General features: G+C 55.0%; 23 protein-coding genes and 1 riboswitch. Of the genes, 22 read left to right on the top strand and 1 reads right to left on the bottom strand.

Features of this window, described 5'->3' with window-relative positions; all coding sequences use genetic code 11:
- Positions 1–11: 11 nt before the first annotated feature.
- The 15 genes from C7459_RS00735 (at position 12) to wecB (ending at position 12,744) form a co-directional block, all read left to right on the top strand.
- On the top strand, positions 12–512 hold the full coding sequence (locus C7459_RS00735) for a GNAT family N-acetyltransferase (RefSeq protein ID WP_109685254.1): 501 nt from the start codon (positions 12–14) through the stop codon (positions 510–512).
- 79 nt (positions 513–591) lie between these two features.
- Positions 592–1,617, top strand: a complete 1,026-nt coding sequence (locus tag C7459_RS00730; RefSeq protein WP_109685252.1) for an L-threonylcarbamoyladenylate synthase — start codon at positions 592–594, stop codon at positions 1,615–1,617.
- Positions 1,618–1,717: 100 nt separating this feature from the next.
- Positions 1,718–1,866: riboswitch (cyclic di-AMP (ydaO/yuaA leader) on the top strand.
- Between the two features lie 55 nt (positions 1,867–1,921).
- The gene (locus tag C7459_RS00725) at positions 1,922–2,332 is read left to right on the top strand and encodes an NAD-binding protein (RefSeq protein WP_109685250.1); all 411 of its coding nucleotides are present in this window, start codon (positions 1,922–1,924) and stop codon (positions 2,330–2,332) included.
- A 143-nt stretch (positions 2,333–2,475) separates the two neighbouring features.
- Entirely contained in the window at positions 2,476–2,949 is a 474-nt protein-coding gene (locus C7459_RS00720; RefSeq protein ID WP_109685248.1) for a hypothetical protein, read from the top strand.
- A gap of 99 nt (positions 2,950–3,048) precedes the next feature.
- A complete protein-coding gene (locus C7459_RS00715) occupies positions 3,049–3,630 on the top strand; it encodes a manganese efflux pump MntP (protein ID WP_109685246.1) in 582 nt (193 codons plus the stop codon).
- 251 nt (positions 3,631–3,881) lie between these two features.
- A complete protein-coding gene (gene sbnA / locus C7459_RS00710) occupies positions 3,882–4,850 on the top strand; it encodes a 2,3-diaminopropionate biosynthesis protein SbnA (RefSeq protein WP_109685244.1) in 969 nt (322 codons plus the stop codon).
- Between the two features lie 20 nt (positions 4,851–4,870).
- A complete protein-coding gene (gene sbnB, locus C7459_RS00705; protein ID WP_109685242.1) occupies positions 4,871–5,839 on the top strand; it encodes a 2,3-diaminopropionate biosynthesis protein SbnB in 969 nt (322 codons plus the stop codon).
- Between the two features lie 112 nt (positions 5,840–5,951).
- The gene (locus tag C7459_RS00700) at positions 5,952–6,653 is read left to right on the top strand and encodes a low molecular weight protein arginine phosphatase (protein WP_109685240.1); all 702 of its coding nucleotides are present in this window, start codon (positions 5,952–5,954) and stop codon (positions 6,651–6,653) included.
- 118 nt (positions 6,654–6,771) lie between these two features.
- Complete coding sequence (locus tag C7459_RS00695) at positions 6,772–7,851, top strand: AAA family ATPase (RefSeq protein ID WP_109685238.1); 1,080 nt, start codon at positions 6,772–6,774, stop codon at positions 7,849–7,851.
- Between the two features lie 207 nt (positions 7,852–8,058).
- Positions 8,059–8,436, top strand: coding sequence for a hypothetical protein (locus tag C7459_RS00690; RefSeq protein ID WP_109685235.1), 378 nt, complete (start codon positions 8,059–8,061; stop codon positions 8,434–8,436).
- A gap of 31 nt (positions 8,437–8,467) precedes the next feature.
- Positions 8,468–8,938 (top strand): ribose 5-phosphate isomerase B, encoded by a 471-nt coding sequence (gene rpiB / locus C7459_RS00685; protein ID WP_109685233.1) that lies wholly within the window; start codon positions 8,468–8,470, stop codon positions 8,936–8,938.
- Positions 8,932–9,501: a TIGR01440 family protein gene (locus C7459_RS00680; protein ID WP_109685231.1), complete on the top strand. Its 570-nt coding sequence runs from the start codon at positions 8,932–8,934 to the stop codon at positions 9,499–9,501. Before rpiB ends, C7459_RS00680 begins: the two co-directional genes overlap by 7 nt.
- Positions 9,502–9,553: 52 nt before the next feature.
- The gene (locus C7459_RS00675; RefSeq protein WP_109685229.1) at positions 9,554–10,819 is read left to right on the top strand and encodes a serine hydroxymethyltransferase; all 1,266 of its coding nucleotides are present in this window, start codon (positions 9,554–9,556) and stop codon (positions 10,817–10,819) included.
- A gap of 130 nt (positions 10,820–10,949) precedes the next feature.
- Entirely contained in the window at positions 10,950–11,579 is a 630-nt protein-coding gene (gene upp / locus C7459_RS00670; protein ID WP_109685227.1) for a uracil phosphoribosyltransferase, read from the top strand.
- A 22-nt stretch (positions 11,580–11,601) separates the two neighbouring features.
- Positions 11,602–12,744: a non-hydrolyzing UDP-N-acetylglucosamine 2-epimerase gene (wecB, locus tag C7459_RS00665; RefSeq protein ID WP_109685225.1), complete on the top strand. Its 1,143-nt coding sequence runs from the start codon at positions 11,602–11,604 to the stop codon at positions 12,742–12,744.
- 66 nt (positions 12,745–12,810) lie between these two features.
- Here the strand turns inward: wecB and C7459_RS00660 are convergent, their stop codons facing one another.
- Complete coding sequence (locus C7459_RS00660; RefSeq protein WP_170119187.1) at positions 12,811–14,118, bottom strand: helix-turn-helix domain-containing protein; 1,308 nt, start codon at positions 14,116–14,118, stop codon at positions 12,811–12,813.
- Positions 14,119–14,326: 208 nt separating this feature from the next.
- Between C7459_RS00660 and C7459_RS00655 the strand changes: the two genes are divergently transcribed.
- The 7 genes from C7459_RS00655 (at position 14,327) to atpA (ending at position 19,898) form a co-directional block, all read left to right on the top strand.
- Complete coding sequence (locus C7459_RS00655) at positions 14,327–15,511, top strand: acetyl-CoA C-acetyltransferase (protein ID WP_109685222.1); 1,185 nt, start codon at positions 14,327–14,329, stop codon at positions 15,509–15,511.
- Positions 15,512–15,789: 278 nt separating this feature from the next.
- Positions 15,790–16,170, top strand: coding sequence for a hypothetical protein (locus tag C7459_RS00650; protein ID WP_109685220.1), 381 nt, complete (start codon positions 15,790–15,792; stop codon positions 16,168–16,170).
- A 32-nt stretch (positions 16,171–16,202) separates the two neighbouring features.
- The gene (gene atpB / locus C7459_RS00645) at positions 16,203–16,973 is read left to right on the top strand and encodes a F0F1 ATP synthase subunit A (protein ID WP_245884354.1); all 771 of its coding nucleotides are present in this window, start codon (positions 16,203–16,205) and stop codon (positions 16,971–16,973) included.
- Positions 16,974–17,048: 75 nt separating this feature from the next.
- On the top strand, positions 17,049–17,261 hold the full coding sequence (gene atpE, locus C7459_RS00640) for a F0F1 ATP synthase subunit C (protein ID WP_109685218.1): 213 nt from the start codon (positions 17,049–17,051) through the stop codon (positions 17,259–17,261).
- A 90-nt stretch (positions 17,262–17,351) separates the two neighbouring features.
- Complete coding sequence (gene atpF / locus C7459_RS00635) at positions 17,352–17,837, top strand: F0F1 ATP synthase subunit B (RefSeq protein ID WP_109685215.1); 486 nt, start codon at positions 17,352–17,354, stop codon at positions 17,835–17,837.
- Positions 17,834–18,367, top strand: coding sequence for a F0F1 ATP synthase subunit delta (locus C7459_RS00630; RefSeq protein WP_109685212.1), 534 nt, complete (start codon positions 17,834–17,836; stop codon positions 18,365–18,367). The genes atpF and C7459_RS00630 overlap by 4 nt, the downstream gene beginning before the upstream one ends.
- Before the next feature lie 22 nt (positions 18,368–18,389).
- On the top strand, positions 18,390–19,898 hold the full coding sequence (atpA, locus tag C7459_RS00625) for a F0F1 ATP synthase subunit alpha (RefSeq protein WP_211320313.1): 1,509 nt from the start codon (positions 18,390–18,392) through the stop codon (positions 19,896–19,898).
- Positions 19,899–19,932 lie beyond the last annotated feature (34 nt).

Below are 19,932 nucleotides of genomic sequence, written 5' to 3'. Positions count from 1 at the left end.
GAGGCATCGCCATGAGTCTAGTCATCCGCCAAGCCACGCTCGAAGACTTTGCATCCATCCACAAGTACCTCACCTCGGCTGGAGTGTCCACGGGGGGCCTCGGCGACCATCTCACGAACTACTTGGTTGTGGAAAACCCGAACGAAAACAAAATTGTAGGCACGGTAGGCTTGGAAATCTACCGAGAAGACGAACGTTTGTACGGGCTCATGCGCTCTCTCGTGCTGGAAAACAGCACGGTACAAGCGCAGGTCGGAATGGAGTTGCTCTCCCGATTTTTTGCCTATGCTGAAACCAAATCGCTGACCGCTCTGTACTTATTCACAAAATCCACAGGAATCGACCTGTTTATCCACATGGGGTTTTCCACAGTGCAAGCGGATGCGCTTCCCACGTGTATTCTCCAGTCACCACCGTATTTGGCGAATGCACAACAGGACATGGTGCCGATGGGACATCTGTATAAGTCCACAACTTATCCACATGCCCCTGTGGATATTGTGGACAAGTGAGAACGAATGTTCTCCACGTTGGAATTTCTCGCAAGTATGCCTATACTGGATAAGACAATGACTATGGGCAGGGATACCAATGACGAGACAGACGATGAGATTCACCACGGCACGCCACGATCTGGAACAAGCAGCGATGCTGTTGCGAGATGGCGAGACCGTAGCTTTTCCTACCGAGACGGTATATGGGTTGGGTGCGAATGCACTCGATGCCCGCGCTGTGGACAAGATCTTCAAGGCGAAGGGCCGCCCCTCCGACAATCCACTGATTGTCCACATTGCCCACAGGGATGATGTGCATCAACTCGTGACGCACATCCCTGAGTTGGCGCGACTGTGCATGGATCACTTCTGGCCAGGGCCGTTGACGTTGATCCTGCCGTGTACAGACGCCGTGCCGGCGAATGTCACGGCGGGCTTGGACACAGTCGGCGTTCGCATGCCCGATCACGATACGGCGCTGCAAGTGATCGCCCTCGCAGGTGTGCCGGTAGCCGCCCCGAGCGCGAATCGTTCCGGTCGACCGAGTCCGACGACAGCCGAGCATGTGCTGGAGGATCTCTCCGGGCACATCGCAGGCGTTGTGGACGGCGGTGCGGCAGGCGTGGGCGTGGAGTCGACCGTGCTGGATGTGACCGGCGCTGTTCCGATGATCCTGCGTCCAGGGGGCGTGACCCGCGAGATGCTCGAACACCTACTCGGTCCAGTCGCGGTCGACCCGGCACTTGGCAACGAAACGATCGCGCCCAAGTCGCCGGGCGTGAAGTACACGCACTACGCACCGCGTGGCACCATGTACCTCGTGGAGGGTGAACAGGCGCTCGTGGAGATGCAACGCCTCGTCCAGACAGCTGATCAAAAAGTCGGGGTGCTCACCACCGACGAGCACAAAGACCTTTTTCCAACTGCGGCCCACGTGATCTCGCTCGGCTCGCAGGATGACCTCGCGACCGTGGCCGCACGGCTTTACGACGCGATCCGTTCATTTGACCACCATGAGATTGAGGTCATCTATGCGGAGACGTTCCCAGAGGACGGAATCGGGTTGGCGGTGATGAATCGACTGCGAAAAGCGGCGGGACACAGGGTGATTCTGGCAGAATAGGCGGACGAGCTCTGCTCATGCCAGTAAAAGGCGGAAAATTGGGTATGAAAGCGCTTCATCTTTCCCCAGTGGAACGTGTATAATGGAAACAGACAACACAACGACACAACAGCTGAGTTTGTGCATTTCCACAAAGCGGAGGACCCAATCATTTCGGGGTGAGTTCTGCCAGATGAGGCAGAAGGGGTGTAGAACTCTCTTGCCACCCTAACCCGTCAGCTAACTTCGTAAGCTGCTGCGAGAGAGGTCTCTGACCTCTGTTCTGGTTGTCCAATACTACATTGGATAAAGAGGTGTTTTTGGCATGAAACAATGTCTTGTAGTGACGATGGATGAGGCTGCGATCCCTTTTATCACCACGATGAACTCGCTGGGCGTTTCGTGCGCGATTCTCGACTATTGTGTGCAGACCACCCAGTTCCTGCGGGAGCATCTCGTCGAGGCGCCGGTCATCCGGGTCGGACATCACAAGTCGGATGTCGTGAACAACGAAGCGGTGCGCCAGTGCGATACCGCTGTGGTCTTCGAAGGTGCATGGCTGGAGAGCGCCCTGATCGTACAGGCGCTCAAACAGGCGGGGATCGAACAGGTCGTCGTCGTTGCGCAGAACCAGAGTTTCATGCGCGCGTACCGCGCTCTTGGTGCTGACCGCGTCGTCGGCGTAAGGCGTTGGAACCGCGACTCGTTGCGCGTTTTGAACGCGCAGCTCGCATAATCTACAGGTCATCATGACAGCAGCCGTTCCAGTCCTACAGGACTGGAACGGCTTTTTTGCCTACCTTGTGCGCTCGTTAAACACCAAATGACGCCTGTCCCCATAGGATATAGCAATCAAACAACCAGGTAGGTGCAAGCACAATGAAGAACATGAAACAACTCGTGGGTCATGTGGTAACGCTTCAAACCAGCAAGGGAATTCAAGTAGGTGTGCTGGACAAGGTGACCGAAAAAGGAGTCACGCTCAAACCGCTGCCGCAAAAAGACCGCAAGGGTCTGGACGCAGAAAACGTTTTCTTTGGCGGGGGGTACTACCCGTATCGCGGCTTTGGGTATGGCGCGGGTGTTGGCATCGGCGTAGGAGCGGGCGTGGGCATCGGCGGAGGACTCGGCTATGGTGGGGGCCTTGGCTACGGCGGAGGCCTTGGCTACGGCGGAGGCCTTGGCTATGGAGCAGGTCTCGGTTTCGGTGGAGGACTCGGCTATGGAGCAGGTCTCGGTTTCGGTGGGGGCCTCGGCTATGGAGCAGGCATCGGCATCGGTGGAGGTATCGGCTATGGAGCGGGCCTCGGCATCGGCGGAGGCTTCGGGCATCGCCGCTCCTTATTCTGGTAAGCACGATACGGTGGGCAAAAAACCTCGGAGGGTCAATCCGAGGTTTTTATTTTGGCCAAGCCGCATAGACATGAGGTAGCAGGACAACCGGGGGGAGGGATGGTAGTGAGCAGCATACTTCTACATAATGGTGAGTTTATGACCTTGCTGGTGATGGCGCTGGCGCTAGGCATGGATGCGTTCTCACTAGGGCTTGGCATGGGGATGCTCAAGCTGCGGCCGCGCGAGATTGCGCGCATCTCAAGTACCATCGGCGTCTTTCACGTGGTGATGCCACTGCTTGGCATGGTGGTCGGCCTGTATCTGTCCAGTGTGATCGGTGACTTCACGCGCTGGATCGGCGCGTTGCTGTTGATCGGTCTCGGAGGACAGATGGTCTGGAACTCGATTTTCAGCAGAGAGGACGAGCACGGTGACAGCCGAGCGGCAGCGCGCACGAGCGGCTGGGGGCTGTTTTTATTTGCGCTGTCCGTCAGCCTCGACTCGCTGTCGGTCGGCTTCTCGCTCGGAACGTTTGGTGCCAATCTCGGACTCGCCGTCACGCTGTTCGGGATCTGCGGGATGGTGCTCGCGGCACTCGGACTGGCGATCGGCGGTCGAATCAGTCATTTATTCGGCGAGTATGGGGAAGCGATCGGCGGTGCGGTCTTGATCGCATTTGGACTCAAATTTCTGCTGTAGCTGTGCACAAGAAAAGCCGACGGGGCTACCTATGTCGGCTTTTTGGAGATTAAAAAGAGAAAACAATTCTTTCTTTGTCCTTACTAAAATATCGTGCAGGAATTTCAAAGTTTTAATGCACTTTCCTTGACGTATATTTAATATACAGGTTATGATCTTTATGACTGGAAAAATCGCCGGATCGCCCAAGATAAGACACCTACGATGGTGGCGGGGGACGACACTTTTTTACGATCGGGGAGAAGAGGATCATGATTGAAAAATTATCATCGATCGGGAACTTCGTAGGCAAGACACCGTTGGTGCACCTCGAACATCCGACCATTGATCTGTACGCAAAGCTGGAGTTTCATAACCTCATGGGCAGTGTGAAAGTACGCCCGGCGTATTATATCCTAAAGTCAGCGATTGAAAGTGGTCGCATCACTCAGGATACGACGATCATCGAGTCCTCATCGGGGAACTTCGGGATCGCGTTGGCAACTTTGTGCAAGCGACTGGGGATCAAGTTTATCCCGGTCATCGATCCGAATATCAACCCAAGTTACGAAAACCTGTTGCGGGCTCTTTCCTACCGAGTGGAAAAAGTCGAAGTGCGGGACAAAACGGGCGGCTTCTTGCTGACCCGAGTCGATCGCGTCAACGAATTGTTGCGGGAGATCCCGAACTCGTTCTGGACCAACCAATACGGCAACATCGACAACTTCAACGCCCACTTCAAAGGATTGGGCACCGAGTTGGCGGAAAGTTTTGACGAGCTTGACTATGCATTTATCGGCGTCTCGTCCGGGGGAACGATCTCGGGTGTGTCGCGCCGTTTGAAGGAGCAGTTCCCGAATGTGCGCATCGTGGCCGTAGACAGTGTAGGCTCGGTGATTTTCGGGACTCCGCCCAAGAAGCGCTACATACCGGGTATCGGTTCCAGCATGGTGCCAGACATCCTGCGTGAAGCAGTGATCGATGACGTGGTACACGTTGAGGAGACCGACACGGTCAAGGGTTGCTATCAATTGTTTGAGGACCATTGCATTTTTGGCGGCGGTTCGACCGGCACTTCGTATTTTGCCATTCAGGAGTATTTCAAGGACAAGGTGTTTGAAAAACGGCCGAAAGTCGTGTTCCTCTGCCCAGATGGCGGCACGCCGTATGCAGATACCGTGTACAACCCGGTTTGGGTCAAGGAACTAAACGACAAAAGCACCGTTCAATCGCTGTCGTAATCAAGAGAGGAGCTACGCAAATGCTTTATATGAACACCCAGAACCTGCAATCCATTGGAATCGACTGGAACGCAACGATTTCGGTCATCGAGGACGCGGTCAAGTGCCTCGCGACCGACGATTACGCGCAACCGGTCAAACCGTACCTGCGCTACCGTGACAAGAGCAACCGGATCATCGCGATGCCGGCGTTCTGCGGCGGTGATGTGAACATCGCAGGGATCAAGTGGATCGCTTCCTTCCCGAAAAACATCCACCAAGGCGTACAGCGCGCCCACTCCGTCACGATCTTGAACCAAGCGGACAACGGCAAACCGCTCGCGGTCTTCAACACCGCATACGTCAGCGGTATCCGCACTGCGTCTGTCACCGGGCTGGTCATCAAAAAGTACGAAGAAGTGAAACCGCTTGCGAACGTCAACGTCGGGATCATCGGCTTCGGTCCGATCGGCCAACTGCACCTCGAAATGGTCACCGCATTGCTTGGCGACCGGATCTCCAAAGTGTTCCTCTACGACATCGGTGGTGTGCGCGAACAGTACATCCCGGCCGCGATCAAGGATCGCGTCGAGATCGTGGATACCTACGAAGCTGCGTATGACGATGCGGACGTATTCATCACCTGCACCGTCTCGGCAGGCGGCTACATCGACCGCAAGCCGAAAAAGGGCTCGTTGCTGCTCAACGTCTCCCTGCGCGACTTCAAGCCGGAGATCCTCGACTACACCAAGTCGATCATCGTCGACGATTGGGAAGAAGTTTGCCGTGAGAACACCGACATCGAACTGATGCACAAGGAGCGCAATCTGCAGGAGGAAGACACCAAGTCGATCGTCGACGTGGTCTGCAAGGATGCGATCCGCGAGTTCCCGCTGGACGATGCTGTGATCTTCAACCCGATGGGCATGGCGGTATTCGATGTCGCGGTGGCACGCCACTATTACGACATTGCGCTCAAAACGGGTGTAGGCACCCTGCTGGAAGACTAAGGAATTGAAAAAGAGACCCTGCCGCTTGCGGACGGGTCTCTTTTTGCATTTGCATGGGGGAAGTTGGCAGGGCTATACTAGAGGAAACGATAGGGAGCGAAGGAGGAGACTCATGAATTTACTGTTTGTGTGTACCGGGAATACCTGCCGCAGTGCGATGGCAGAACCGCTGATGCGGATGCGGTTGACGAAGGCCGGGTTGGGAGATCAAGTGGAGGTGCGTTCGGCAGGCGTTGCGGCCCAAGCTGGACAACCGGCTTCCAAAGGTGCGCAGCAGGTGATGAACGCGCACGGTCTCGATGCGGATGCGCATCTGGCCACGCCGTTGGATGACGAGTTGGTGCGCTGGGCGGACTTGATTTTGACGATGTCGCAGTCGCACAAGCGGGCGATCTTGGAGCGTCATATCGAGGCGATGGATAAGACCTTCCAGTTGAAGGAGTTCGTCGACGACGACCCGGAGAGCATGAAGCTCTTTGAAGCGATGGGCGAATTGCAAGCGGAGGCACAGACCAAGCAAGCGCAGTTCATGGCGGAGCATGCCGATGAGATCGAGTCGTTGCAAGAGCGGTACCAAGAGAGCGGCGGGCAAGACCCGACGGTCGACGCCGAGCTGGCGGCGCTGCAGCAACGCCTAGAAGCGTGCGTGCAACAGGAGAGCGAGCGCATGATGGAACTGGTCGCGAAGCTACCTGATTATGATGTAGCAGACCCCTACGGGTCGGGGCAGGATGTCTACGATGCCACGGCGCGGGAGATCTCCGGGTTGCTGGATAAATTGGTGGAGCGGTTGCAGGAAGAGGGCGTGGAATAGGACTGCGCTAAGTAGTGGAGAAGCCCCGTTTGCTGAGGAAGTTGGCGGGGCTTTTCTAATTGGTTGGGCAGTAGGATATACTAGAGTGAGAAGAATGTGACGATTCGGAGGTGCGCGTGTGAAGCTGAGATCTATTCGCGTAAAAAATCTCAAAGGCATCAAGGATCTCGAAGTTAATTTAGTTGACCCTGTGAAGAAAAAGGTACGTGACCGCACCATAATCGTAGGAAAAAATGGCTCAGGAAAGACAACTCTGTTGGAGACTGCGTACTCAACACTTTGTTTAATGGGCGTAGGTGAAGCTGGCCTAAAGGATGTAGACGTTGACTTTCTATATTCGTCTGCAAGCACTTTCATCAGCGCAGATTTTCACTCGAATGATGATGTGACGAGGACGTTTAATATTGTTGCAGCAGGTAATCTGCGTTTGCCTGACAAGGATACACTATCGACGCCTGATTATTTCATCACAATTGAAACAGAAGTTGATTATGAAGAAAAAACAGTTGAGTACGTGCCACGAATTTCTCTGTATAACAAGGAAGCAGAGGCACTTTCATTTGCGATCAGGACCGCAATTGCAGGAATTGATGATAACCCGATTATAGGAAATCTCATATTTTTTCCGACTGATCGTCTCGCTTACTTTCCTACCCATTCCAGACTGGTGAATGAAAAACCTGAATACGAATGGGCATACCAAAATAATCGACATCATGATCAATGGGAAGGGTCTTTGGAGAGTTTCCTTACTTGGCTGTATTTTCGCGATTTGAAGCTTAGAGAAGGCAATCGAAATGAGCCTTCGTTGTTTGATGAGTTTAAGCAGCTCGTCAATCGCTTCTTGGAAGGGAAGCAAATTACATCTGTCGGAATGAATTACCGTGTCGAGGTTGTCAAAGAGGGGACTGGGGAGAAGATAAGTCTTGATGTTCTTAGTTCCGGGGAGAAACAACTCATTCTGTTGATCGGGGAGATGTTCCGCCGAATTCGTAAGGGCAGTCTCATTTTAATCGATGAACCGGAGATTCATCTGCACCCTGTGTGGCAAAAGCTATTTGTTGATACTCTCACGAAAATGTGTAAGAAATATGAGGCGCAATTTATCATGACAACGCAGTCTCCCTTTATTGCAGACGCTGTTTTAGAAAGCGAAATCGTGAGACTTGACGATCTAATAGAGGAGTCACGTGCATGAGTGGCTATAGGCAATTGTGTCTAGAGGGAACCGATGACGACAAGACATTGAAGAAAATGTTTGAATTGAAATGCCAAACCAAAGTTTCCGGGAACAAGAGAAGTGTTCGCAAAGACGTTTTTCAAGAAGAGGCTTGCTGTGGACTGGTTGATCGAGACTTTGATCAAGAGGAGAAAGTAGAGCACAGCAGGGGAGAGGGCTCTCGTTGTGTCATTCTTCGAAGATATGCATTGGAAAACTACCTGCTTGAGCCCTGCTATCACACAAGAACAGGTTCGCTCTGAAATTGAGAATCGGTTTGCCAGTATCCCAGCACGTGATGACATTCGATCATTCATGAAAAATTGGGAGTCTCGTGCGCAAGAGATCGATCAGGCGTGTAATACTTTAGACGGTGTGCATCGCTGGATTGATGGCAAGATACTCCTGCGAGATGTTCTCTATCAAGATGTGATTGAATTTTTGCCAGATTATGCACAACGTAGCAAGCAGGAATTTGTCGAGCAACTGGCTATCTTTGCAAAAGAGTCGCCTCCGCAAGAGCTTTGTAACATTTTTGCGAACTTCGGTATTACGGTTTTCTAAATCACTATACAACGCTAGGAGGCCACCCCCCATGAAAATCGCACTTGCAGCCGACCACGGCGGCTTTTCGTTGAAAGAGAATGTGAAAAAGAAACTGGACGCGATGGGCTTGGAGTATCATGACTTCGGCACCTATTCCGAGGAGTCGGTCGATTACCCAGACTTCGGCATCCAAGTCGCAGAAGCGGTGGCAGCCGGGCAATTCGACCGTGGCATCCTCATCTGTGGCACGGGGCTTGGCATGATGATCGTCGCCAACAAAGTCCCGGGCATCCGTTGCGCACTGCTCCACGATACGTTCTCTGCCAAAGCCACCCGCGAACACAACAACACTAACGTCATGGCGATGGGCGCGCGCGTCATCGGACCAGGGCTGGCGGATGACATCGTGGAGATCTGGCTGTCCACCGACTTCGCAGGCGGTCGTCACCAGAACCGTCTCGACAAGATCGCCACCATCGAGCAGCGCTACGGTCGCGAGGAAGGCGTCAAGGGATGCTAGAGCAGATCAAGGCACAAACTCTCCAAGTGCTCGACGAACTGGTCGCCGCGGCTGTTCTCAACGAGGAGCACCTCCTCGTCATCGGCTGCTCCTCCAGCGAAGTCGTCGGGCAAAAAATCGGCACCGCCGGTTCGGCAGAGGCCGCTGCGCAGATCGTCGCCGCCGTGCTGGAGGCCCGTGCCCAGTATGGCTTCCACGTCGCTTTTCAATGCTGCGAACACCTCAACCGCGCGCTCGTCGTCGAACGGGAAACTCGCAAAGCCTTCCAACTTGAGGAGGTCGCGGTCGTCCCCGTCCCCACTGCGGGTGGACAAGTCGCCTCGACCGCCTTTCGTGCCTTGACCCAACCGGTGCTCGTCGAGCGCATCCAAGCCGACGCTGGGATCGACATCGGGGACACGTTCATCGGGATGCATCTGCGCCCGGTCGCTGTGCCCGTGCGTCCGACCCAACGCTCGATTGGGGAAGCGCATGTCACGATGGCAAAAACTCGTCCAAAACTGATCGGTGGCGCACGTGCCATTTATGTTCTCGATAGACAGGAAAGCACGAACTTTAACTAGGTTTGTGTGGTATAATATTCGGAAATAGCTGTTATCTAAGGAGTGACCGAAGATGAACAATCATCTGAGCCAAACCTTGCAAAACACCGACCAAGAAATCGCAAAAGCGATGGAGCTGGAACTCGGCCGTCAACGCGCAAAAATTGAGTTGATCGCCTCTGAGAATTTCGTCTCCACCGCTGTCATGGAAGCGATGGGCACCGTTCTGACCAACAAATACGCAGAAGGCTACCCAGGCAAGCGCTACTACGGCGGCTGTGAATACGTCGACGTAGTCGAGGACATCGCTCGCGATCGCGCCAAGAAACTGTTCAACGCAGAGCATGCCAACGTCCAGCCGCACTCTGGCGCCAACGCCAACACCGCGGTCTATTTCGCTTTCCTCAAACCGGGCGACACCGTCCTCGGCATGAACCTCTCACACGGCGGTCACCTCACGCACGGAAGCCCAGTCAATATCTCCGGTCAATACTATAACTTCGTTCCGTATGGCGTCGAAGAAGGCACGCACCAGATCGACTACGACAAAGTACGTGCCCTCGCCATCGAAAACAAACCGAAAATGATCGTCGCTGGCGCTTCGGCGTTCCCACGCGTGCTCGATTTCCCGAAACTGCGTGAGATCGCGGATGAAGTCGGAGCCTACCTGATGGTCGACATGGCGCACATCGCGGGCCTCGTTGCGACCGGTCATCATCCGTCGCCGATCCCGTATGCAGACTTCGTCACCTCCACGACGCACAAGACCCTGCGCGGGCCGCGTGGCGGCCTGATCCTGTGCAAGGAACAATACGCCAAGCAAATCGACAAAGCGATCTTCCCAGGTATCCAAGGCGGCCCGCTGATGCATGTCATCGCCTCCAAGGCGGTCTCCTTTGGCGAAGCGCTGCGCCCGGAATTCACCCAATACATCCAGAATGTCGTCGACAACGCACAAGCTCTCGCAGCGGCGCTGATCGAGCGTGGGTTCACCCTCGTCTCCGGCGGCACGGACAACCACCTGTTGCTGCTCGACGTGCGCAACCTCGACCTGACCGGCAAAGTGGCAGAGCACCTGCTCGACGAAGTGGGCGTCACCACCAACAAAAACACCATCCCGTTCGATCCAGCGTCTCCGTTTGTCACCTCTGGCGTGCGCATCGGCACCCCGGCTGCGACCTCGCGTGGTTTTGACCAAGCGGCGATGGTCGAGATCGCCAACATCATCGAGTTGGCGCTCAAGCATCGCGACGATGCAGCGAAAGTCGAAGAAGCACGCCAGCGTGTGAAGGCGCTGTGTGACAAATTCCCGATGTACGAAGGCTTGACCTACCTCTAAGACTCCCTAGCAGGCCAAAAGAGTCCCAACCCGCCTTGGAGCGTGTTGGGACTCTTTTGGTATTCCGGCAGTGTTTTGCTATAATGGTCTAGGACATCCAACAAGTGAAGACGAAAAGGGGAGTCGGCTCATGGGCAAAGTGTACGTTTTTGACCATCCACTGATCCAACATAAATTGACCTACATCCGCCGCACAGACACGGGGACCAAGCAGTTTCGTGAACTGGTAGAGGAAGTCGCGATGCTGATGGCTTACGAGGCCACCCGTGACTTGCCCCTCGAAGATACCACGATCCAGACGCCGGTCGCCAGCACACAGACCAAGATCCTCGCGGGCAAAAAGCTCGGGATCGTTCCGATCCTGCGCGCAGGTCTCGGTATGGTAGACGGCATCTTGAACCTGATTCCGAGCGCGAAGGTCGGTCACATCGGTCTCTATCGCGACCCGGAAACCCTGCAACCGGTCGAGTACTATACCAAGCTCCCGACCGATCTGGAGGAGCGCGATCTGATCACCGTCGATCCGATGCTCGCAACAGGCGGCTCCGCTGTGGCAGCCATCACGGTCATGAAACAGCGTGGGGCGAAAAACATCAAACTGATGTGTCTGATCGCCGCACCAGAAGGCATCGAAGCGGTGCAACAAGCCCACCCGGATGTCGACATCTATGTCGCGGCTGTGGACGAGTGTCTCAATGATCATGGCTACATCACGCCAGGGTTAGGCGACGCAGGCGATCGCCTGTATGGCACGAAGTAACAGAGGAGAGCGATTACTGACTATGGAACCGATTCGTGTACTGACCGTGTTTGGGACTCGCCCGGAAGCTGTCAAAATGGCACCGCTCGTCAAAGCGCTGGAGCGCGCCGGGGACAAAATTCACTCCAAAGTCTGCGTCACCGCGCAGCACCGCGAGATGCTCGACCAAGTGCTACACCTGTTTGACATCAAGCCGGACTACGACCTCGACATCATGGAACCACGTCAGACGTTGACCGGCGTGTCGATCAAGGCACTGGCGGGCTTGGAGAAGGTCCTGCAGGAAGAACAGCCGCACATCGTGCTCGTACATGGAGACACCACGACGACGTTCGTGGCTGGGCTTGCGGCGTTCTATCAACAGGTGGCGATCGGGCATGTGGAAGCGGGATTGAGAACCTATGACAAGTACTCCCCGTTCCCAGAGGAGATGAACCGCCAACTGACCGGCGTGATGGCCGACCTGCACTTCGCCCCGACCGATCTGTCGCGTGCGAACTTGTTGCAGGAGCACAAGCCAGACGAGCGCATCTATGTGACCGGGAACACGGCCATCGATGCGATGAAGACCACCGTCCGCGATACATATACCCATCCGATTCTGGACAGCCTGCAGGGCGGGCAACGCCTCGTGTTCATGACGGCACACCGTCGCGAGAACTTGGGGGAGAAGATGCACAACATCTTCACCGCCGTTCGTCGTCTGGTCGAGGAGCATGAGGACATCGTGCTCGTCTACCCGGTGCACCTGAACCCGGCGGTCCAAGAACCGGCGCGCGTGATCCTTGGCGGTCACGAGCGCATCCACCTGATCGATCCGCTCGATGTGTTCGACACGCACAACTTCATGTCGCGGGCGACCTTGATCCTGACCGACTCGGGCGGAATCCAAGAGGAAGCTCCGTCGCTCGGAGTCCCAGTGCTCGTCTTGCGAGACACCACGGAGCGTCCAGAAGGCATCGACGCAGGCACATTGAAGCTCGCAGGCACGGACCAAGATGTGATCTATAACCTCGCACACGAACTGCTGACCAACGCCGAAGCACACCGCGCGATGGCGGTTGCCGCCAACCCCTATGGGGACGGCGAAGCGTCTGATCGGATCGTGCAGGCGATCCTCTACCACTTTGGCCTCGGGGACAAGCCGAGCGAATTCCACGTCTAAGCGATGAAAAAAGACCCCACCGTGTACGGTTGGGGTCTTTTTTTGCATGTGCCGAACGTCGAACATCTAGAGGATGCGGGAGAGGATGATGCCGCAGTTCTCGTACACCACCAGCGCCTCTGCAAACAACAGCGTGGCAGTCGATGCATCGCCGGAGTTGGCGCAGATGCGACCGAGGCGCACGAGGGTGTCGGCAACGCGCTTGGAGAAGGGGAGCTTGCGCGTGAGGTACAGACTCTCCTCCAGCGAGGCGCGACCGTCCTCTGGATTGCCGGTCAAGTGCAGGAGTTGGTAGCGCAGTGCCAATGCCCGCGCACGCTCCTCCTCGATCCCGAACTGATCCATCAGGGCGATCGCACTCTCCAAGCGTTGCAAGGCCGCCTGTAAGTCGCCCGCTTGAATCAACGTCTCGACGAGTTCCAACGAAGCGTTGACGACGCTGGCATCCTCCTGTTGGAGCTTGAGGTCGATGGTTTGCACGTAGTATCGGTTTGCTTCCTCCAAGTTGCCGGACTTCACGAACAGCGACGCGAGGTTGTAGGAGATTTCCGAGAGCTCCTGCTGTGCGTTGACTTGGTGGATGACGCGCTGTGCCTCTTGGAACAGGGCAAATGCTTGGTCGTACTGTTCCTGTTCGCGGTAGGTGGCGCCGATCAGGATCAGCGATTCGGCATACGCTTCTAAATTGTTCATCCGCGAGACCAATTCCCTCGTGCGTTCCGCATATTGGAGCGCGAGGTCAAATTGACCGAGCTTGTGATAGGCTTGAGAAATCATCGAGAGGATCAGGCGGGTCAGATCGTCCTCGATCGTTTTACACTCGGTTTGCTCGGCTTGCTTGAAGTAGTCGAGGGCCTGTGCGTAGTACGACTGCTTGAATGAGACCATACCGAATTGAAAATAAATCGACGGGAGCCACTCGACGTTCCCCGACATGATCGTTGCCGATTGCGCTTCAAACAAATATTGATTCGCTTGGTGATACTCGCCTTTCTCCGACGCAATCTGGCCTAACAGGAGGGAACTTTGCCCGATCAGATGCATGATCTTGAGGTCTTTCGCATCGACTAGGATCTCCTCGGCAAAGCGAGCTGCCATCCCGAAACGCTTGCGATACAGGAGAACTTCAGCTTCTGCGAGAAGAGTCTTGGCTCTGCGATTCAACGTTTCCTCTGGGGTCTCCCGGAAGTACTGATACGGGGATTGCAACTTGTCAGCCAAGTAGCGCAGCAAGTCCTCAGACGGTACTTGCATGTCCCGTTCGACGAGACTCAAAGTAGCGGTCGAGATATAATCTCCGGCAACGTCTTTGAGAGTGAGGTTGAGTTCTTTGCGTTTGAGTCGTAATTTTTGGCCAAGGGTCAAATAGTTCATCATGACTCTCCTCTTTCCAAAGCGACAATGAATTTCGTAACGATTCTACTTACCACAGGTTGAATATAACATCCCTTGGGACATCTTGAAAAGAGAATGTTTCCGATGGCATCGCTTACAAGGCAGGGAAAAGCGCCTAGATCGAGAAATATAGTTGTTGGTGAATGGGCAAACCTACCGTTTGGTATCTTGGAAAGGGGATTAACAAATGAGCAATCGTGATGCAGTTATCGTAAGCGCCGTCCGGACGGCGATCGGCAATTTTCAAGGTGCGTTGGCTGGGGTATCGGCCCCGGAGCTCGGCGGACTCGTTTTGAAGGAAGCGCTTCAACGTGCAGGGGTATCTGCAGAGCACGTGGAGGAAGTCATTCTCGGCAACGTCCTGCAAGCAGGTCTCGGCCAGAACCCGGCGCGTCAAGCGTCGATCAAAGCGGGTCTGCCGAACACGATCGCCTCGATGACGATCAACAAAGTCTGTGGTTCCGGCCTCAAAACCGTCATGCTCGCAGCGCAAGCCATCAAAGCAGGCGACGCAGACGCAATCCTCGCAGGTGGTATGGAGAACATGTCGCAAGCACCGTATTTATTAGAAGGGGCTCGCAACGGCTACCGGATGGGCGATGGGAAAGTCGTAGACGTGATGATCCGCGACGGCCTGTGGTGTGCATTTGACGACACGCACATGGGGATCACCGCTGAAAACGTAGCCGAACGCTACGGCCTGACCCGTGAGGAGCAGGACGAATTCTCCGCTTGGTCGCAACAAAAAGCCGAGCAAGCGCTCGCCTCGAACCGTTTTGCTGACGAGATCGTTCCGGTCGTGATCCCGCAACGCAAAGGCGACCCGATCGTGTTTGACAAGGACGAGTTCCCGCGTGCAGGCACCACGGCTGCATCGCTTGGCAAACTTCGCGCTGCCTTCAAAAAGGACGGCACCGTCACCGCTGGTAACGCATCTGGTATCAACGACGGCGCGGCGGCCCTGCTCGTGATGTCCCGTGAAAAAGCAGAAAGCCTCGGCCTGTCGATCCTCGCTACGATCAAATCCTACGCTTCTGCCGGTCTCGATCCGAACGTGATGGGCCTCGGTCCGATCTATGCAACGAAAAAAGCGCTCGAGAAAGCCAACCTCTCGATCGAGGATATCGACCTGATTGAAGCCAACGAAGCCTTTGCCGCACAAGCGCTCGCAGTCGGCAAGGACTTGAACATCCCGAATGAAAAACTCAACGTCAACGGTGGCGCCATCGCCCTCGGACACCCGATCGGTGCATCGGGCGCACGCGTGCTCGTCTCCCTGCTTCATGAGATGCAAAAACGCGATGTCAAGCGCGGCCTCGCCACGCTCTGCATCGGGGGCGGTCAAGGCGTAGCAGTGGTTGTTGAGCGCTAAAACGGGCGATTTTTAGGAACGATTTCACATACTTTTGTCGGTTCTATGAAAAAATCGTTAAAAACACGCTTGAACCCTTGTCGCGCTTGGTCGATTCGTTGACAATGCTAGCAGGGATATAGTAGTATGATCTCTGGGTTGGGGTTTCATGTGTAAAAACTCGCGTTTCGTAGCATGGAACTTCCCCAGAGATATGTGGACTCACATACATAAATTTTCCACGCGTAGGCGATGCTGGTAGATGGTATCTACAGTGGGCGGATGGGAGCCACGGAACTATGAACGAATTTCATCTCTTGGCAAGACGCACGATCAAGAACACGACCATCGTCACGGCGATTCTCGCGATACTCTGGGTGCTGTTGCCACGATTCGCGTCTCTCCTTGCCGGCCTAACGATTGGGTCGGCAGTTAGTTTGTATTTTGCTGTCAGTGTGGCAAAGCAAACGGAGATGGCGGCGGAAGTTGCCCTGTTCCAAGCGCGCAAACGCCCGAGCTTTGTGATGATGTTCCGCATCGTCATGATCTTGGCAGCCGTGTTGGCGATCAAAGTCTTGCAACCTAAGATTGGGTATGTAAGTCTTCCTGGACTGATCATAGGGTTGTTCACCTATCAATTCGTCCTCCTGGGGGGCTTCCTATACAAAAAAACTTCATAATCCATTAATTGTCGGAAGGGGTGAAATAAGTAATGGAACACCTTTTTCCCATTATTGGGGAAGGGATGTGGACGCTCAATCTGACGTCGGCGGCGATGACTTTGATCGCTATGCTGGTCGTGCTGATCATGGCTCGTCTGGCTGTCGTCAACATGAGCATCCGCAATCCTCGAGGACTGCAGAACCTCTTCGAGTGGCTGGCTGACTTCATCACCGGCCTCGCGAAGGACACCATCGGTGGCAAGCGCGCGATGACCTATGTACCGCTCGCGATGACCTTGATCACCTACCTGTTTATTTCCAACCAGATGGGCTTGATCTTCAACGTCAACGTGGAGATGGAGCACGGGATGGTCGGGATCAGTCAGGAAGCGCTGGCTGAGCACGGGGGCCACGCAGTGGTCGCGTTCTTTGCCTCTCCGACCGCGAACATGTCGGTCGCGCTGGCGATGTCGATCGGGATCGTCACCATGACCCACATCATCGGTCTGCGCAACCCGCGTAGCTACTTCAAACACTACGTGGAGCCGTACCCGGCGCTTCTGCCGTTGCACCTGATCGACGAAGTGTCCAAGTTCGTCACGCTCGGTCTTCGTCTCTTTGGTAACATCTTCGCAGGTGAAGTCTTGGTCGGCATCATCTTGGGTATCCCGATGGCGGGTGGTTGGTTCCCGACCGGTGGGATTCCGTTGGTCGTCTGGCTGGCGTACTCACTGTTCGTAGGTACGATTCAGTCCTTCGTCTTCACCGTCCTCACCCTCGTCTACATCGGTCAGAAAGTACCGCATGACGAGCATCACTAAGTCGTTTCGTCCGCAAGACCCGTTTTACCCTTTCACAACCATAAAATTAAATGGAAATCAAGGAGGTACTCTCTCATGGAAATGGCAGTAGGTCTCTTGCTCGGTCTCGCAGCAGTCGGCGCAGGTATTGGTAACGGTCTCGTAGTTGGTCGCACGATCGAAGGTATCGCTCGTCAGCCAGAAGCAAAAGGTATGCTTCAAACTCAAATGTTTATCGGTCTGGGTCTCGTCGAGGCACTTCCGGTTATCGCAGTTGCGTTCGGTCTGATCCTGTTCGGCCGTCTCTAAGATCCCATCCGGACCTTTACAGGCTGGCGGGGCGGACCTCGTAACCGCCTGCGCCTTCCTTTTGTCCAGCCCCGAAAGGAGTGAACCTTCGTGCAATTTGAACTCGGAACTATGATATTCCAGCTCGTCGCCTTTCTGCTTCTCTTCCTTCTGCTCCGCAAATTTGCGTTCGGCCCGCTGATGCGCATGATGAGCGAGCGCGCTCAATACATTGAGACCCAAATCTCCACCGCTGAAAAAGGCCGTGAAGAAGTGGAACGCCTGACCGAAGAGAACCGCATCGCTCTGAACAACGCGAAGAAAGACGCGCACGAGATGATGGAAAACGCTCGTCGCACCGGCGAGAAACAAGCGGCAGACATCGTGGCTGCAGCTGAAGAAGAAGCTCGCCGCATCCGCGAAGAAGCGGTTGCGACGATCAATCGTGAGAAAGACCAAGCCATCGCGGAACTCCGCGAGCAAGTCGGCAACATGTCCGTCCTGCTGGCTGGTAAGATCATTGCAAAAGAGTTGAACGCTGAATCCCACAAGGCTCTTTTCGAAGAGGCTGTTAAGGAAATGGGTGTTCGCGTATGAAGAACCCGACAGTAGCAAAGCGTTACGCTGAAGCGCTGTTCGACGTTGCACAGCAAAAAGGCCAGATCGAAACAGCAGAAGTAGAACTGGTTGCTATCGTCGATGCGCTTCGCGCGCATCCAGAACTCGAGAAGCTGATGCTCCATCCGAGCATCAGCACTGAAGTGAAGAAGAAACAGATGACCGAGCTGTTCGGCACCCGCGTCTCTGTGATCGTGATGAACTTCATTCTCCTGCTGCTCGACCGTCGCCGTCAGGAAAACCTCGCAGGCATCTCCGAAGAGTACACCCGCCTGGTTGACCAAGCGAACGGCCGTGTAAAAGTGACCGTAGAGTCGGCTATCCCGCTCTCCGATGAGGAAATTTCGACTTTGAAAAACACGCTCGGCGCAAACGGCAAGCAGATTGACGTCACTTCGACGGTCAACCCTGCTCTGATCGGCGGCGCAAAAGTGCGCGTAGGCGATCGTGTATTCGATTACACCGTCGCTGCTCAGCTCGAACGTTTCCGCCAAACGCTGAAATACTAGTACCTACGTGAGGGGTGAGATCATGAGCATTCGTCCTGAAGAAATCAGTGCGCTTATCAAGCAACAGATTGAGAATTATCAATCTGAAGTTCAAGTATATGATGTTGGGACCGTAATCCAAGTTGGTGACGGGATCGCACGTATCCATGGTCTTGAAAAAGTCATGGCCGGCGAACTTCTGGAGTTCTCCAACGGCGCCATCGGTATGGCGTTCAACCTTGAAGTCAACAATGTCGGTGCGGTTGTCCTCGGCACCGTCGTTGGTATCAAAGAAGGCGACACCGTTAAACGTACCGGCCGCATCGCGCAAGTTCCGGTTGGTGAAGCGCTCATCGGCCGCGTTGTGAACTCGCTCGGTCAACCGATCGACGGCCGCGGCCCGATCGAAACCAAGGAATTCCGTCCGTTGGAGTCCGCAGCTCCGGGCGTAATCGACCGTAAGTCTGTTCACGAACCGCTGCAAACCGGGATCAAGTCGATCGACTCGATGATTCCGATCGGTCGTGGCCAGCGTGAGTTGATCATCGGTGACCGTCAAACCGGTAAAACCGCGATCGCGCTCGATGCGATCATCAACCAAAAAGGCAACGGCATGGTCTGCGTCTACGTTGCAATCGGTCAAAAGCAATCCACCGTCTCGCAAGTTGTGGAAACCCTCCGCAAACACGGCGCGATGGAATACACCATCGTCGTATCCGCTTCGGCTTCCGATCCGGCACCGTTGCTCTACCTGGCTCCGTATGCAGGCGTCACGATGGGTGAGTACTTCATGTACAAAGGCGGCCATGTCCTCTGCGTATACGATGACCTCTCCAAACAAGCTGCTGCATACCGCGAAATGTCCCTGCTGATGCGCCGTCCTCCGGGCCGTGAAGCATACCCGGGCGACGTCTTCTACCTGCACTCCCGTCTGCTGGAGCGCGCTGCGAAACTGTCCGACAAGCTCGGCGGTGGTTCGCTGACCGCTCTGCCGTTCATCGAGACCCAAGCGGGCGATATCTCCGCGTACATCCCGACGAACGTTATCTCCATCACCGACGGTCAGATCTTCCTCGAGTCCGACCTGTTCAACTCCGGCGTCCGTCCGGCTGTTAACGTCGGTCTGTCCGTTTCCCGTGTTGGTGGTTCCGCACAGATCAAAGCGATGAAACAAGTCGCGGGTACCATCAAGACCGACCTCGCACAGTATCGCGAGTTGCAAGCGTTCGCACAGTTCGGCTCCGACCTCGACAAAGCGACCCAAGCTCGCCTTGATCGCGGTGCACGCACCGTCGAGATCATGAAGCAAGGCCAATACCAACCGATGTCTGTTGAGCGTCAGGTCGTCTCCCTCTGGGCTGTAAAAGAAGGCCACCTCGACTCGATCCCGGTTGAATCGGTTCTGCGCTTCGAGTCCGAATGGCTCGCGTTTATCGATACCAACTACCCGCAAGTCTTCAAGGGCATCGTCGAAGGCAAAACCCTCACCGACGAGCTCATCGCTTCCCTCAAAGAAGCGGTTGCTAAGTTCAAAGCTTCTTTTGTGGCGTAACGTCGTCTAGCCACTCCATTTCATCCCAAGGTGG

This window comes from Tumebacillus permanentifrigoris (assembly GCF_003148565.1).
In the GTDB taxonomy this organism is placed as follows: Bacteria; Bacillota; Bacilli; order Tumebacillales; family Tumebacillaceae; genus Tumebacillus; species Tumebacillus permanentifrigoris.
This window is presented reverse-complemented; position numbering and strand designations above follow the sequence as displayed.

What these genes read in the sequence shown, in the direction of transcription:
- C7459_RS00735 (WP_109685254.1), top strand. Translation starts at nt 12, where the DNA reads ATGAGTCTAGTCATCCGCCAAGCCACGCTCGAAGACTTTGCATCCATC.
- C7459_RS00730 (WP_109685252.1), top strand. Translation starts at nt 592, where the DNA reads ATGACGAGACAGACGATGAGATTCACCACGGCACGCCACGATCTGGAA.
- C7459_RS00725 (WP_109685250.1), top strand. Translation starts at nt 1,922, where the DNA reads ATGAAACAATGTCTTGTAGTGACGATGGATGAGGCTGCGATCCCTTTT.
- C7459_RS00720 (WP_109685248.1), top strand. Translation starts at nt 2,476, where the DNA reads ATGAAGAACATGAAACAACTCGTGGGTCATGTGGTAACGCTTCAAACC.
- C7459_RS00715 (WP_109685246.1), top strand. Translation starts at nt 3,049, where the DNA reads ATGGTAGTGAGCAGCATACTTCTACATAATGGTGAGTTTATGACCTTG.
- sbnA (WP_109685244.1), top strand. Translation starts at nt 3,882, where the DNA reads ATGATTGAAAAATTATCATCGATCGGGAACTTCGTAGGCAAGACACCG.
- sbnB (WP_109685242.1), top strand. Translation starts at nt 4,871, where the DNA reads ATGCTTTATATGAACACCCAGAACCTGCAATCCATTGGAATCGACTGG.
- C7459_RS00700 (WP_109685240.1), top strand. Translation starts at nt 5,952, where the DNA reads ATGAATTTACTGTTTGTGTGTACCGGGAATACCTGCCGCAGTGCGATG.
- rpiB (WP_109685233.1), top strand. Translation starts at nt 8,468, where the DNA reads ATGAAAATCGCACTTGCAGCCGACCACGGCGGCTTTTCGTTGAAAGAG.
- C7459_RS00680 (WP_109685231.1), top strand. Translation starts at nt 8,932, where the DNA reads ATGCTAGAGCAGATCAAGGCACAAACTCTCCAAGTGCTCGACGAACTG.
- C7459_RS00675 (WP_109685229.1), top strand. Translation starts at nt 9,554, where the DNA reads ATGAACAATCATCTGAGCCAAACCTTGCAAAACACCGACCAAGAAATC.
- upp (WP_109685227.1), top strand. Translation starts at nt 10,950, where the DNA reads ATGGGCAAAGTGTACGTTTTTGACCATCCACTGATCCAACATAAATTG.
- wecB (WP_109685225.1), top strand. Translation starts at nt 11,602, where the DNA reads ATGGAACCGATTCGTGTACTGACCGTGTTTGGGACTCGCCCGGAAGCT.
- C7459_RS00660 (WP_170119187.1), bottom strand. Translation starts at nt 14,118, where the DNA reads ATGAACTATTTGACCCTTGGCCAAAAATTACGACTCAAACGCAAAGAA.
- C7459_RS00655 (WP_109685222.1), top strand. Translation starts at nt 14,327, where the DNA reads ATGAGCAATCGTGATGCAGTTATCGTAAGCGCCGTCCGGACGGCGATC.
- C7459_RS00650 (WP_109685220.1), top strand. Translation starts at nt 15,790, where the DNA reads ATGAACGAATTTCATCTCTTGGCAAGACGCACGATCAAGAACACGACC.
- atpB (WP_245884354.1), top strand. Translation starts at nt 16,203, where the DNA reads ATGGAACACCTTTTTCCCATTATTGGGGAAGGGATGTGGACGCTCAAT.
- atpE (WP_109685218.1), top strand. Translation starts at nt 17,049, where the DNA reads ATGGAAATGGCAGTAGGTCTCTTGCTCGGTCTCGCAGCAGTCGGCGCA.
- C7459_RS00630 (WP_109685212.1), top strand. Translation starts at nt 17,834, where the DNA reads ATGAAGAACCCGACAGTAGCAAAGCGTTACGCTGAAGCGCTGTTCGAC.
- atpA (WP_211320313.1), top strand. Translation starts at nt 18,390, where the DNA reads ATGAGCATTCGTCCTGAAGAAATCAGTGCGCTTATCAAGCAACAGATT.